The sequence below is a fragment of the Streptomyces avermitilis MA-4680 = NBRC 14893 genome (genome assembly GCF_000009765.2).
Lineage (GTDB): Bacteria > Actinomycetota > Actinomycetes > Streptomycetales > Streptomycetaceae > Streptomyces > Streptomyces avermitilis.
On sequence record NC_004719.1, the window covers coordinates 25,921 to 39,458 of the forward strand.

General features: G+C 71.5%; 11 protein-coding genes and 1 pseudogene. 4 read left to right on the forward strand and 8 right to left on the reverse strand.

The annotated features are described in order from the left end of the window. Positions 1-21: 21 nt before the first annotated feature. Positions 22-2,697, forward strand: coding sequence for a hypothetical protein (locus tag SAVERM_RS00115; protein ID WP_011109680.1), 2,676 nt, complete (start codon positions 22-24; stop codon positions 2,695-2,697). A 53-nt stretch (positions 2,698-2,750) separates the two neighbouring features. Here the strand turns inward: SAVERM_RS00115 and SAVERM_RS00120 are convergent, their stop codons facing one another. The 3 genes from SAVERM_RS00120 to SAVERM_RS00130 all read right to left on the reverse strand — a co-directional run bounded on the left by SAVERM_RS00120 (position 2,751) and on the right by SAVERM_RS00130 (position 5,991). Next, positions 2,751-3,131: a PIN domain-containing protein gene (locus SAVERM_RS00120; RefSeq protein WP_011109681.1), complete on the reverse strand. Its 381-nt coding sequence runs from the start codon at positions 3,129-3,131 to the stop codon at positions 2,751-2,753. Continuing rightward, on the reverse strand, positions 3,128-3,385 hold the full coding sequence (locus SAVERM_RS00125; protein WP_037652381.1) for a hypothetical protein: 258 nt from the start codon (positions 3,383-3,385) through the stop codon (positions 3,128-3,130). The genes SAVERM_RS00120 and SAVERM_RS00125 overlap by 4 nt, the downstream gene beginning before the upstream one ends. Positions 3,386-3,891: 506 nt before the next feature. Beyond that, complete coding sequence (locus tag SAVERM_RS00130; protein ID WP_141666388.1) at positions 3,892-5,991, reverse strand: zinc finger domain-containing protein; 2,100 nt, start codon at positions 5,989-5,991, stop codon at positions 3,892-3,894. On the opposite strand from SAVERM_RS00130, the gene SAVERM_RS42080 reads away from it, so the two are divergent. After that, positions 5,984-6,283 (forward strand): hypothetical protein, encoded by a 300-nt coding sequence (locus tag SAVERM_RS42080; RefSeq protein ID WP_141666387.1) that lies wholly within the window; start codon positions 5,984-5,986, stop codon positions 6,281-6,283. The two genes, SAVERM_RS00130 and SAVERM_RS42080, sit on opposite strands and share 8 nt — an antisense overlap. A gap of 136 nt (positions 6,284-6,419) precedes the next feature. On the opposite strand, the gene SAVERM_RS00135 is transcribed toward SAVERM_RS42080, so the two are convergent. The 3 genes and pseudogenes from SAVERM_RS00135 to SAVERM_RS40900 all read right to left on the reverse strand — a co-directional run bounded on the left by SAVERM_RS00135 (position 6,420) and on the right by SAVERM_RS40900 (position 8,299). Further along, positions 6,420-7,580 (reverse strand): protein kinase domain-containing protein, encoded by a 1,161-nt coding sequence (locus SAVERM_RS00135; protein WP_107083115.1) that lies wholly within the window; start codon positions 7,578-7,580, stop codon positions 6,420-6,422. Positions 7,581-7,689: 109 nt separating this feature from the next. Further along, positions 7,690-8,052, reverse strand: a pseudogene (locus SAVERM_RS00140) (DciA family protein); the annotation flags it as partial. Positions 8,053-8,101: 49 nt separating this feature from the next. Beyond that, complete coding sequence (locus SAVERM_RS40900) at positions 8,102-8,299, reverse strand: hypothetical protein (RefSeq protein ID WP_037652405.1); 198 nt, start codon at positions 8,297-8,299, stop codon at positions 8,102-8,104. Between the two features lie 123 nt (positions 8,300-8,422). Between SAVERM_RS40900 and SAVERM_RS00150 the strand changes: the two genes are divergently transcribed. Further along, on the forward strand, positions 8,423-11,092 hold the full coding sequence (locus tag SAVERM_RS00150; protein WP_042492509.1) for a helix-turn-helix domain-containing protein: 2,670 nt from the start codon (positions 8,423-8,425) through the stop codon (positions 11,090-11,092). 59 nt (positions 11,093-11,151) lie between these two features. Here SAVERM_RS00150 and SAVERM_RS00155 read toward each other — a convergent pair whose 3' ends face one another. Then, on the reverse strand, positions 11,152-11,634 hold the full coding sequence (locus SAVERM_RS00155; RefSeq protein ID WP_242432210.1) for a DciA family protein: 483 nt from the start codon (positions 11,632-11,634) through the stop codon (positions 11,152-11,154). Further along, positions 11,634-12,383, reverse strand: coding sequence for a hypothetical protein (locus SAVERM_RS44000; RefSeq protein WP_242432209.1), 750 nt, complete (start codon positions 12,381-12,383; stop codon positions 11,634-11,636). The genes SAVERM_RS00155 and SAVERM_RS44000 overlap by 1 nt, the downstream gene beginning before the upstream one ends. 637 nt (positions 12,384-13,020) lie before the next feature. Between SAVERM_RS44000 and SAVERM_RS44005 the strand changes: the two genes are divergently transcribed. Further along, positions 13,021-13,314 (forward strand): hypothetical protein, encoded by a 294-nt coding sequence (locus SAVERM_RS44005; protein WP_242432208.1) that lies wholly within the window; start codon positions 13,021-13,023, stop codon positions 13,312-13,314. The last annotated feature ends 224 nt before the right edge of the window (positions 13,315-13,538 follow it).

The following is a 13,538-nucleotide window of genomic DNA, read 5'->3' on the forward strand; positions in this document are numbered from 1 at the left end:
GATCATCATTCGGGGGTGGGTGTGGCAGGCCGGGATCTGAGGGCTCTGTTCAGTACGAACGACCGCAGCGTGCAGGCCGACGAGGCGTTCACAAACCGCGCCTCACAGTGGGAGACGGTCGCGGCCGCGCTCACCGAACACATCCAGCGCATCAGCGCACCCGGCTTCGACGCAGAGGACCTCGAGGCGCCCCGCAACCACGTTCTGGTCTTCCACGGAGTGGGTGGCATCGGCAAGACGACCCTGTCCCGGATGCTGGAGGCGGCGCTCACCGACGCCGGACGGCGACCCTCCCAGTGGGGCGAGCCCGGCTGGCCGGCCGACCGGATCCTGCCCGTACGCATCGACCTCGCCCGCTCCGCCGGCACCGACTTCGAGCAGATCGTGCTGACGATCCGGGCCGCCCTCACCCGGATCGGGCGCCCCCTGCCCGCCTTCGACCTGGCCCTGCGCCGCTACTGGGAAGCCAACCACCCGGGCGAACCGCTGGAGGAGTACCTGCGCCGGGGCGGTCTCGGCTCCCGGTTCGGGCAGGCCCTGCCGCAGCAGATGCAGTCCGCGCTCTCCGACGTCGCCCAGGCGCTCATGCTGCCCGGCACCATCGGCTCGGTCGTCGGCCAGGTCACCGGCGCCCTGGTCGGTGCGCTGCGTGAACGCCGCCAGACCGTACGGGCCCTGGCAGGATGCGCCCGGCTGGCCGATCTGCTGGAGGCCGAACCCGACCTGGACGCCTTGTCCTTCTACCCGCACCTGCTCGCGTGGGAGCTCGCCCGCCTCCCCGAAGGCAAACGCGTCGTGCCGGTCGTACTGCTCGACACGTTCGAGGACATCGGCGACCGCACCCGCCGCGACCTTGAGCGCCTGGTCCAGCGGACGGTGTGGCTCTTGCCGAACGCCTTATGGGTGATCACCGGCCGCTCCCGTCTGCAGTGGGCCGACCCAGCGCTGCAGGGCCAGCTCGACTACACCGGCCCCGCCGCCTGGCCCGGCCTCGTCCACTCGGCCGTGCCAGCCGCCCGCACCCCCACTCCGGCCGGCACCGCACGGCAGGTCCTGATCGGCGACTTCTCCCCCGAGGACTGCGACGACTACCTCGCCCGCCGCCTCACCCGCGGCGGGCAGCCCCTCATCAGCGAGCCCGTCCGGCAGGTCATCACCGCCCGCTCGCACGGCCTGCCCCTGCACCTCGATCTGTCCGTCGCCCGGTTCCTGGAGCTGAGCCGCAGCGGCCGCACCCCGCACCCCAGGGACTTCGACCACGACTTCCCCGCCCTGGTCGCCCGCACCCTGACCGACCTCACCCTCGATGAACGCCACGTCCTGCGCTCGGTGAGCCTGCTGGACGCCTTCGACGTGCCGCTCGCCACGAGGGCCGCGGGCCTCGCCCACGAAGGCCCGGCCCTTCGGCTGACCGAGCGGCCCTTCGTCCACGACAGCCCCTTTGGCCTGTGGCCCTTCCACCTCCACGGCCTGATCCGATCCGCCGTACGCAACGCCGACGACACCACCGACGACCGCTGGACTGAACGCGACTGGAAGCAGGCCGCCCAGCGAGCCTTCACCGCCCTGGGCGAGCAACACCAGGCCGCGCCCGGACCGGACCGGCTCCTGCTGATCGCCTTCCTGCGCCAAGGCCTGCGCCTCGCCCGGGACCACCGACTGAACCTCGGCTGGCTCACGCCCGCCGCCTGGACCTACGTCAGCGACTCCGTGTGGGAACCCCTCGCCCCACCCGACACCGACACCGACACCACGGGACTGGACACGGCCGCCGACGCCCTGGTCGAACTCCTCAGCGCGCTCGGCCGCCGCCAGCACCAGCACCGCTCGCACACCGTCGCCCGTCTCACCACGGTCATCACCAGCCGCCTACTCCCCGACGACTTGCAGCACATGGCGTTGTACTACCGGGCCAAGGCCCACCGCGACCTCGGGGACAGCCCGGCCTCCCGCGCGGGCATGCAGGCTGTCGCCGACGGCCGAGGCCGCCTTGCCCCCGCCGCTCGCCGCGGACTTGCCCATCTCGCCCGTATGGCCGGCGACTTCCCCACCGCCCTGGCCACCGCACGCACCCTGGGCTGGGAAGGACGCCACCACCGCGTCGAAGGCGACATCTGGTGGCCCCACGGGGACATGGACCGCGCCGCCGCCGCGTACGCCGCCGCACGCGACGAAGCCGAACATCACGGTGTCACTGGTGAGCGTGGCAACAGCCAGGCGCACCGCGCCTTCGCCCTGGCCTTCGCCGACCCGATCGTCGCCGACGACGAACTCGCCCTCGCTGAGCAGCTTCTGGCCGACGTGGATCTGCGCGCCACCACCCTGAACACCCATATCGCGGCGCTCGCCCGCGACGCCGGCCGCACCGACGCCGACGTCGACGACCGCGCCCAGGTGCTGCGCGCCGACATCCGCACGGCGGGCGTGACGTACGCCGGACTCACCCTGGAACTCGCGCTCTCCTTCCACTACGCCGTCCGTGAGGCCCACGACGAAGTGGACGCCGCGATCTCCCGGCTGCACGCGGCCACCGGTGGCGGCGATTACGCCTACTACAGCGACATCGCACACTTCATGGCCGGTCTCCCCCTCGAGGCGGCCTCACGTGCCCGTTGGTTCGATGGACAGCAGCCCACCCGCCAGCGGTGGCGGACGCTGGTCACCACCCGCCGCGATCAGCTGCACGTCCCCCGGTGACACATGCCCGCAGCCCCGCCGGATGGCGGGGCTGCGGGTTGGTGCTGCTGCGTTCAGGGCGTGAGGTCCAGTACGCGGACTGGCTCACCTGCCCACCGGTGCGGGGCAGTGGTGGCGATGATCGCGCCGTCGGGGCGGTCCGGGGTGGGCTGCGCCGCGCACTGGCTGTGCGCCGCGGCCCAAGTCTCCTGACGCGCGACGGCCAGGGCGGCGGCCAGGTCCAGATCGAGGACGGTGATGCCGGGCAGGGAGGCCAGGTGCTCGGCCGTGCCGGGCCGGGCGCGGTCGGCTTCCACTAACGCGCACGCGGGGGCGTACAGGAACCAGCCCGATTCGGCGTGGGCGCGGTGGATCAGACGGGAAGCAAGGACGTTGCCCTGGCCGGCTGCGGCCATTGCGGTGTCGTCCAGGACGATGTGCACAGCGTCGCTCACTGGCTGGTCACCTGGGCCAGGCGCCGGTCCAGCTCGCTGTCCAGGTCCTGCTCCTCGGCAGCGGTCGGCGCGTAGCCGTTCCACTCCTTCAGCGCGGCCAGGGCCTTCTCCGCCCGCTCGGCCCGCTCGGCCGGAGTCAGCAGCGTCTCAGCGAGACGGGCGAGATACGCGCGCAGCGACAGACCCTCAGCGGCAGCTATGGCGGCCAGCCGGTCCTTGGCTTCCTCGGGGATGCGGACGTTGGCATCGGACATCGTCGTGCTCCTTCCCATCCCTAAAGGGTACGGGTACGTACCCGTACCCGTCATGGGACTGATTCCAGTCACTACCCTGTTGTGTGGCCGAACCCAGTGCAATGCTGTGACTGCGGTGATCCTCCAACCCCCGTGGAGGCCCCCGCTTCTTGGCCCGCCCGTGTGCTGTCACCTGGGCGGGGCCGCGCCGTCCCTCCCGGCCCTCCCCACGGGAGGGCCGACGGCTGCGCAGACGCCGCGCTCTCACATCAGTCGGTGATGTGCACGGTGACGTACAGGTCTCCGGGCGCACCGCCGTGGCGTGCCGGGGCCGCCAAGTTCGCGGATCCGGAACTCCTGGCCGTCCTCGATGCCCGCGGGGATGCGGACCTTGTAGGTGTGCTGCTCGCGGACGATCCGGCCCTCTCCCTTGCAGGTGGTGCAGGCTTGTGCCCCCTTCTCGTCTGTGTGAACCGTTTGAAAACGACATAGCGCCACGTTGGCCCGGCGGCGCAGTGGCGGGTACCTCAGCTCCACAGCTTGCGGGTGAACTCCTTCGCCCACTCCACCCGCTCGTGGTGCGGACCGTGGGGCATGCACGGGGAGTTCGGGCCGGCCTGGCACTTTGGGCAAGTGACCTCCTTCGCATCCCAGGTCCGCGCCGCCGAGCCCGCGGTCTCCTGCGGTTCCCGCTCTCTCCTGCGCGGTCGAGGAGGCCGGACTTTAGCCCGGGCAGGCGGCGGGGCCTGGTGCTGACGTTCGTCGCGGGCGCCCTTCTGCTTCTCGCCGGGGCCAAGGCGGTCGTCGCTCTGCAGGACGCGGCGCAGGCGTTCGTCGTGGGGAAGCTGTCGCTTCTCGCTGGGGCCGACGCGATCGTCGTTGTCGCACAGCTTGCCCGGTCCGGCGTGGCATCGCGGGCACATCATTCGGTACCAGTCGCCGCGTGGCACTTGGTGGTGCAGCCGGGCCGCGGTCTTCTTGCCCGCCTCCTGCGCCTGGCCCTCCCGGTCGGCCTCCGGCCGCCGCTCCTGGAGCGGACGTGGGGGACTGACTTCACGCTCATGCGCCTCCGGGGCCGGCTGCATCGGCTCGGCAGAAGCCTCAACATCTTGCCGAGCCTTCTTCTGTTGCCGGGCCATCTTTTGTGCGGCTTTCCGCTCGTCCACGATCAGCTGCAGCCGCTCATTGTGGCCGTCCTTGCGCGGCTTCCCGCTGCTGGGCCCCTCGACCAGCACACAGTCCTTGCCCTGCTCCGCGTTGCAGCGCGGACAACTCCGCTGGATCCAGTACCGCCGCGCCACGCCCAGCTGCTCCTGCGGCCCCAGTGCCGCCCGCTTCTTCCAGACCTCCACACGCCGCGCTTCACCACGCGTCAGTAGTTCTCCGGCCGAGGCCGCGGACCGCAACAGGTCCTCCACCTGAGGGCGCAGATTGAACGTGTACGCGTCGTACCCGCGAAGGCGATGGAGGGCGCTGCGGACGCTAGCCGCAGCCTTTTGTGCTTCCTTCTCAGTGTCAGCTTCCGCTTCGACCGCGTCCCGCGTGAGGTCGTCCAGGCTCTCGAAGTACGTGATCGCCCGCTCGTAGACGGCGGACTCGGCGTCCGTGCGATCCTCAGCCGCCGTCGCGTTGACGCGAATCAGAAGCCTGCGCACCCGCCCAGGCTTCTGCTCAGCCACCGCCCTCTTCAACTTGTCGAACAGCTTGCCGCGCTCCTCGTTCTGCTCGACCAGCCAGATCCTCGCGTGGCGAACCGCAGCCTCGAGCTGCTCCTGGAGCTCGCCCTCCACACCGGTCAGATCCTCGATCTCCCCGCACACCTGCTTCACCAAGGACACAGACTCGATCCGACGCGCATACACCAGCCGGCGCAGCAGGGCCTGGGCGCGCGCCTCCGGCTCCGGCACCTTCCTCGCCTTGCCGGGCGACCACAGCGATGGACGCGGCGCATTGCGGGCCTGAACGATCTTCTCAACGGCCGGTGTCGACAACCCGCGCTCCGTCATCTCGCACTTGTCCAGAGCGAACCATTCGATCGGCCTGGCGAAGGCCTCGGTTCCGATCTGCACGTGGCGCGCGGTGCCCACGCTGTCCAGCCGGATCCGATGCACGTACCAGCGGCGGATCAGTGTGTCGCGGTCGACCGGCACCATCGTCCCGAGGACAGGCTCCACATCGTCGTCCCACACCGGCGCGACCGCCTGGTCCAAATGCACCCGCAGAGCGCCATGCCGCCAGCGCACATCCACGACGGACCCGATCGGTGCCCCTTCGGTGCGGGTGTACTCGAAGGTCGCCTGCTCCCCGCGGCCGGCGAGCCAGGCCGCGGCCGCCGACCGCACATAAAGGTGGTCTGCGCTGTCCACGCCGTGGGAGCGGCGCCCGCACACATGCGGCAGCCCGTCCGGATCAGGGTGATGTGCGAAATGACAGGCCCGGTCCGTGTACAGCTTCGTGGTCAACTGGCCGCCGCAGCCGCCGAGCAGCGTCCCGCACCAAAAGGTGTCGTCCTCGTGAGAACGGCGGAATGCATCCAGCTCGATCGCTTCCATCGGCAGCATCAACGGCTCATCCGAGTCCGCTCCGCCGAGCACCGCCGTCTGGATCCGCCGCCTGTCCGTGCGCACAAACTCCCCCGTCCTCTCCAGCCAACACATCCTGTCACCAGCGGAGTTCACCAACCAGATCGCCTCTGGGCTGGACTCACGCCGTACGCCCTACCTCTCCCCCGAGGACGCCGTCGCGGCCGTGAAGACCGTGCCGAAGAACGAGCCGCCGAACTCCCCCGGCTTCGTCGACCGCTACAAGAGGGCCGTGGACCAGCTCGCCGAGAAACGCCGCCAGAAGGAAGACGCCAAGCGCCGCCAGGCTGTCGATGACGACCAGGCCGCCCCGTCCAGCCAGGCGCCCGCAGCTTGACGGCCAAGGGTCTAGCGGCGACGGCGGCCGCCGTCGCCGCTGGCCGACCGGAGAGGATGTCCCGCCTCACCTGGTGGGATCCGGTGGGCAGCCGCACACTCGGCATCCGGCTTGGCCTCGATGCCCCGGCTGCGTGTTACCCCTCGATCCGCACGACGACGAAGAGGTCCCCCGCCTCGCCCCCGTTCCTTCCCGGCCAGCCCAGTCCTTTCAGACGTAGTCGCTGCCCCGCTTTTACCCCTGGGGGAATCCGGATCCGATGGGTTGTTTCGGCGGAAGCCTCGCCGGTTCCCTGACAGGACTCACAGCCCTCCGCACCGCCTGCGCCAGGCTCGGAGGCGCAGGCCGGGCAGGGCGCCCGGTCTGCCAGAAGAATGTGCGTGACCGCGCCGAAGGCTGCGATGCGGGGGCTGACGGCGGAGCGGACGTATCTGTCCAGCCCACGGTTGGGCAAGCCCTCATCGAAGTACCGCCGGTCGATTTCGCGGAGGGCCAGCATGACCTGGAAGGCGTCGGCTGGGCGGTCGTCAGGGTTCTTGGCCAGGAGCCGTTCAACAAGGTTGACCAGTGCAGGCGGGGTGGAGAGCCGTCGTTTGATCAAGGGAGCCGGCTGTTCGTTGGGGTGCTGGTTGATCAGGTGCCAGGAGGTCCCGGTGAAGGGCTGGTGCCCGGTGAGCATCTCGTAGAGCACGCACCCGAGCGAGTACAGGTCGGAGCGGTGGTCGAAGGTCCCGTTGAAGCACTCGGGCGCCATGTAGGCCGGGGTGCCGATCAGGACGCCGCTGGTGGTGATGTCATGCCGTTCGTCGCTGCTCTTGGTGATGCCGAAGTCGACCACCGTCGCCTGGCCGTTGGAGCGGACGATGATGTTGGACGGTTTGATGTCGCGGTGGGTCAGACCTGCCCCGTGCGCGGTGCCCAGGGCATCGGCGATGCAGACCGCCGTGCGAACGGCATCGGGCAGGGGCAGTCGGCCGTCCTTCAGCACAACGCTGAGGGGCCTTCCGCGAAGCAACTCCACCACCAGGTAGGCGTGCAACCGTCCGTCGTCCATCGCGGAGCCGAAGTCGTGCACGGTGACGATGTGCGGATGGGACAGGCCGCCGGCGACCGCGGCTTCGCGGGCGAAGCGGGCCGCCTGCCGGCTGCTGTCCGCGCTGCCGTCGCCGGTGAGGACCTTGACCGCCACCAGCCGGTCGACCTTGGGATCGTGCGCCTTCCAGACCTGCCCGAACCCGCCCGCACCGATCGGCTCGATCAGCCGGTAGCGGCCGTCCAGCACGGTCCCTGCCAGCACGACTCCCCCTTCACGGCACGCACCGCGACGCATGGTGTACCAGGCGTGTACCCGTCACGCTACGCCGGGACAACCACCAGTAACAGGGGATGCTGATCTATCAGTTGGGTCAGGCTGTGGTCCGCAGTGCCGCCGGCGGCCCGACGGTCGGCGTCCCGGCTTCACGGGCCGCGCGCTCTTGTCGGGCCCGGCGCAGGGCGGCGGCCTCGGTTGCAGCAGCCTGGCGGCGGCGCTGCGCGCGGGCCTGCTCGATCGGGGCCGGCCCATCGTCGGAGACGACGTCGGGCTCCGGGAACGCCCTACGGCTCAGTTCCCGCATCGCGGCGGTTTGCCGCTCCACCGCTTCGGCGATGGCCGGGTCCACCCGGCGCGGCGGGGCCACCTCCTGGTGCGCGGCGAGTGCGCGGCGGTAATCGTCCGACGCGGTCTCCCGGGTGCGCACAGGCCCGGCGGGCGCGGCCGCGAACTCGGGGTCCCGGTAAGAAACCTGTCACCAGCCGCAAACCGGTGTGTGGACTGGTTCAGCTGAGGAGTGCGGTGAGGGTTGCGGTCACGGTGGCGGCGAGGGTGATGACCGTGGCGAAGGTGGTGGCGGCGCGGGTGAGGGCGGCGGGGTAGGTGGCGCCGTCCATGCGGGCGAGCTTGCCCGCGCCAGCGGCAGCCAGCAGCGCGACGACGATCACGAGTGCGGTGGTCAGTATGACGACGGCGACGGCCACGGCGGGCTCCCTGTAGGCGGTGGGGTGTTGACGTGGTCGAAGGTCGCGGAATCGGTGCGCGCCGGGGTTCGGCGGGACGAAGATGGACACCGGCGAACACATCAGGGCCTCGGGGGCGAGCACGTGCACGGCAAGCAGAGCGGCGGCAGTCTGGCACTCACCGAACTGCGCGAGAGACTGGCCGACGGGTTGGCCCGGGCCCGGCTGAATCAGACGCAGCTCGCCAAGCAGGCTGAGCTGGGGCGCACCACGGTGTCGGAGGCGCTCTCGCCCACGAAGCCGGTGCCGTCTGCGGAGACGGTGGCGGCGTTGGCCCGTGTGCTGCGGCTGCCGGTGGGGGAGCTGCTGGAGTTGCGGTGGACCGCGGTCGAGGAGGCGGGCACGGTCCCGGCGGGCGGGCCGGGGCGTCGGATCGGACAGTGGGATCCGCATGATCTGGAGGTTCATCCGGCCGGGGCCGGCCGGGCCCCTTCGGACCCCGACACGCCTGTGCTGCGGGCGCTGCCCGGGTATGTGCCCCGCGAGCATGACGGGTTGCTGGGTGAAGCGGTCCGGGACGCTGCGGCCGGCCGCAGCCGGATCGTGGTGCTGGTGGGCAGCTCGTCGACGGGGAAGACCCGGGCGTGCTGGGAGGCCGTCCAGCCCCTCGCGAAGAAGGGGTGGCGGCTGTGGCATCCCTTCGACCCGACCCGGGCGGAGGCCGCGGTGGAGGATCTGCACCGTGTCGGGCCCCGCACCGTGGTGTGGTTGAACGAGGCTCAGCACTACCTCGGCAACCCGGTATCCGGTGAGCGGATCGCGGCGGCTGTGCATCACCTGCTGGTCAGCCCGGAGCGCGGGCCCGTCCTCGTGCTGGGCACGCTCTGGCCCGAGTACGAGAAGCAGTACACGGCCCTGCCTCGTCCAGGAACGGAAGATCCGTACAGCCGGGCGCGGGAACTGCTCGCCGGTCGCACCCTGGCCGTCCCAGAGGCCTTCGACGCTCGGGCTCTGGCTGCGGCCGCTGTCCTTGCCGAGAGCGGTGACCGGCTGATGGCGGACGCCCTCACCCGCGCCCGAACCGACGGACGCATGACCCAGGACCTGGCCGGCGCCCCCGAACTCCTCAACCGCTACCAGAACGCCAGCCCGGCCGCCAAGGCAGTGTTGGAAGCGGCGATGGACGCGCGCCGCCTCGGCGTCGGCCTCCACCTTTCCCAGGCCTTCCTCACCGACGCCGCCACCGACTACCTCGATCAGAACGACTACGACCAGCTCACCGACGACTGGGCAGAACAGGCCTACGCCGAACTCGCTCTACTCGTCCACGGCAAACAGGCCCCCCTGCGCCGTACCACCCCCCGCGCCCCACGGCGTCCGCCTCCCGCCGCTGCCACCGAAGCACCGGCCCCGCCGCCTGCGGGACCACAGTTCCGGCTCGCCGACTACCTCGAACAACACAGCCGCACCACCCGCCGCCACCTGTGCCCGCCTGCCTCCTTCTGGCACGCCGCCCACACCCACCTCGTCCGCCCCGACGACCTGGGCAACCTCACCGAGGCAGCCGAGGGACGCCACCGCTTGCAATGGGCCCACCACCTACGCCACCGCGCCGCCACCCACGGCAGCACCACCGCTCTGTTCCGCCTGGCCATGATGCGGGAGCGGGCCGGGGACCGGGAGGGTGCTGAAGCCCTGCTCCGGCAGGCCGCCGACCGCGGCAGCACCACCGCTCTGTCCGGCCTGGCCGACATGCGGGAGCGGGCCGGGGACCGGGAGGGTGCTGAAGCCCTGGCCCGGCAGGCCGCCGACCGCGGCAACACCGACGCCCTGTACCGCCTGGCCGACATGCGGGAGCGGGCCGGGGACCGGGAGGGTGCTGAAGCCCTGGCCCGGCAGGCCGCCGACCGCGGCAACACCGACGTCCTGTGCCGCCTGGCCGACATGCGGGAGCGGGACGGGGACCGGGAGGGTGCTGAAGCCGTGCTCCGGCAGGCCGCCGACCGCGGCAACACCGACGTCCTGTACCGCCTGGCCGACATGCGGGAGCGGGACGGGGACCGGGAGGGTGCTGAAGCCCTGTTCCGGCAGGCCGCCGACCGCGGCAGCACCACCGCTCTGTTCCGCCTGGCCATGATGTGGGAGGGGGCCGGGGACCGGGAGGGTGCTGAAGCCGTGCTCCGGCAGGCCGCCGACCGCGGCAACACCCACGTCCTGTACCGCCTGGCCGACATGCGGGAGGAGGCCGGGGACCGGGAGGGTGCTGAAGCCCTGGCCCGGCAGGCCGCCGACCGCGGCAACACCGACGTCCTGTGCCGCCTGGCCCAGGTGCGGGAGGGGGCCGGGGACCGGGAGGGTGCTGAAGCCCTGTTCCGGCAGGCCGCCGACCGCGGCAACACCGACGTCCTGTGCCGCCTGGCCCAGGTGCGGGAGGGGGCCGGGGACCGGGAGGGTGCTGAAGCCCTGTTCCGGCAGGCCGCCGACCGCGGCAACACCGACGTCCTGTACCGCCTGGCCGAGATGCGGGAGGAGGCCGGGGACCGGGAGGGTGCTGAAGCCCTGGCCCGGCAGGCCGCCGACCGCGGCAACACCGACGTCCTGTGCCGCCTGGCCCAGGTGCGGGAGGAGGCCGGGGACCGGGAGGGTGCTGAAGCCCTGTTCCGGCAGGCCGCCGACCGCGGCAGCACCCACGTCCTGTACCGCCTGGCCGAGATGCGGGAGGTGCTCAGAAGGCAGTGGCCATACGGCTTGGACCCGGACGGTACGCCGACACCTCCATGGCAACCGCCGTCGGCTCCCACCGTGCTCGGCTGACACGTACCGCCAGACGTATCGCACGGGACGCCGTCGTTTGCGGTTGGTGACACAGTTCTTTACGGGCACCCCGACTCCGGGGTGACGTCGGCCGGCTCGGACACGGGCACCGAGCCGGGCGCGAGGATCCGCAGCCCCCGTACGACCGTGCGGCCCGCAGACTCGTTGGCCGCTTCGACGACGCGGGCCTGCTCCAGGCGCAGCTTCGTCGCCCAGGCCGCCGACTCCGGGCACACGGTGAGCCGGCCGGAGTCGGCGTCGCACCCGACCGCGACGACGTGCCCGAAGTCAGGTGCGATGGCTTCCCACCGTGCGCGCAGGGAAGCGCCTGCGGCCGGGAGCTCCCAGGCCCGCTCGGTCACCAGGGCGCTGATCGCGGCACCGAGCCCCATCGGCTCGCGCCCGTCGCGCCGGACCACCCGGGTCGTGCGCGGCTTCGGCTGCGCCGTACGGCCGCCGCCGTTCTTCTGCGCCGCTACCTTGGCTGCGCGCAGTGCGACGCGGGCCAGGTCCACGCCGCTGAGCTGCGGTGTCTCGGTCATCACGCCACCTCCCCGGCCAGCTCCTGGACGCGGTGGACTCCGCAGACGTTGCGAAACGGCAGGGGCTTCCGCCCGCACGGCACGGTTCCGTCCCGGCCCGAGCAGGTCTGCTGCTCAGCCGTCACGGGGCCCGCCTGGCGGGGCGCGGCCGCGGGTGCGGAGGCAGCGGCCAGCGCGGCGGCTTCCTCGCGGCAGAGCTTGCACAGGCCGTCCTCGAGGGCGCGGCCGACCACGACGATCCGGGCGCCACAGTCCCCGCAGGAACCGCGCGGCGGACCCTCCGGCTCGCGCTGTGCCGGGGCCGGGGCCGACGCCGGGTTGCGGATCGCGTCGTCCAGCACGCAGTCGACGCAGTGGCCGCCCGGGCCGGGCCGGGTGCCGTGCTCGGGGCACAGGCCCTGCTCGATGCGCTGGGCGTGCCTGCGGGCGGCGGTCTTGTCCTGGACGATCTCGGCACACACTTCGCAGTCCTTGCCGGTCGACCACAGGACACCGGCCTCACAGTCCTGGAAGCCGCAGCCCCAGCGCGGCAGGGCCACCCCGAGCAGCCACCGGCCCGGGTCGCGGATCTCCGAGAGCATCACCTTGGAGAACCGGGCGGTGAGCCGGTGGTGCAAGCGTTCGGCATCCGTGCCCTCGCGCAGCTGGCGGCCCACCGCACGGGCGATCTGCCGGACGACGAAGTCGCTGTTCACCCGCTCCAGCAGCAGGTGAACCGGCTCCAGCACGGCGTAGATCTGGGGGTTCATGGCCAACTGCGGTCCGTCGTACGACGACCGGCGGGAACCTCCGTCCCTGCTGCTGCGCTTTTCGGTTTCTGGCTTCGAAGGGGAGGGTCGGCTGTTTCCACCCGCGCGAAGCGCGAGACCACCGCCGCCTTCCGCACGCGCACTCGCAGCAGCCGAGTTTTCCACAGCCCCAGCGCCCTCAACTACCGGTACCTCGCCTACGGCGGGTGACAAGAACGCGCCCTCGTCATCCGGTGAGTCAGTCCTAGGTGATTCCTCATTCGCGAGGGATCCCTCACCAACCGGCGAACCCGATCCCTCACCAACCAGAGAACTAACCGACTCCTGCGAACCACTGGTCACACCAGCCTCAACAGCCCCCGCGACCGCCGCGCAGCCACCCTCCGGACGGGCCTCAGGAGCGATGTCGTGCGCGATATACCGGTGGCGCCCCTGCGCCCCCGCACGCCGCTGCACCGTCACCCAGCGCGCCGCCTCCACCTCGTCCACGACCGCCGACGCCGCCGTCACCGACAACGGCTGACCGGCCTTCTGGCCCGAGTGATGCCGCAGGCCGGCCGCCAGCTCAGCCTCCGTCAGCGTGATCCCCCGCGCCTGCGCATACGCGATCAGAGCGAACGCACGCAGCTCTCGGGGCGTGAGGTCCTCCGCGGCCGCCACCGGCAGCCACACGAACGCCTCCGTACGAGTCATCGCCCGTACCGTCCGCACCGCCGACGTGCCCGTGCCGCCCGGCAGCGTCCGACGATCCGAGAACAGCTCCACCACCCCGTCCGGACCAGGACGACGCAGCTGCGTCATCCCCCGCTCCACCGACGCCGTCGACAGCCCCAGATACGAGGCGATCGTCGTGGACTTCGCCTGGCACCCCTCCGGCCGCAGCCCGAGCGCCTTCACCTTCACGTACACCGACAACGCGACGTCCTGGTAGTGCGGCGAGGACACCAGACGCATCGGCACCCGCACCCGCTGCCGCCGAACCCGCCCGGCCGGAGCCCCGTCGACGGAGTTGTCGATGGACTCCCACAGGGGGTGATCTAGCGTGGCGGCCGACGCCGCTCCAGCGCTCACAGGAACATCCCCGAGGTCAGGCGGTCCGCCGGACCGGCGTCATCCGTGTGACAGTCAAGGAGTGTGATGTACGTCACAATCCCG

What these genes read in the sequence shown, in the direction of transcription:
- SAVERM_RS00125 (WP_037652381.1), bottom strand. Translation starts at nt 3,385, where the DNA reads ATGTCCGATGCCAACGTCCGCATCCCCGAGGAAGCCAAGGACCGGCTG.
- SAVERM_RS00155 (WP_242432210.1), bottom strand. Translation starts at nt 11,634, where the DNA reads ATGACCGAGACACCGCAGCTCAGCGGCGTGGACCTGGCCCGCGTCGCA.
- SAVERM_RS44000 (WP_242432209.1), bottom strand. Translation starts at nt 12,383, where the DNA reads ATGAACCCCCAGATCTACGCCGTGCTGGAGCCGGTTCACCTGCTGCTG.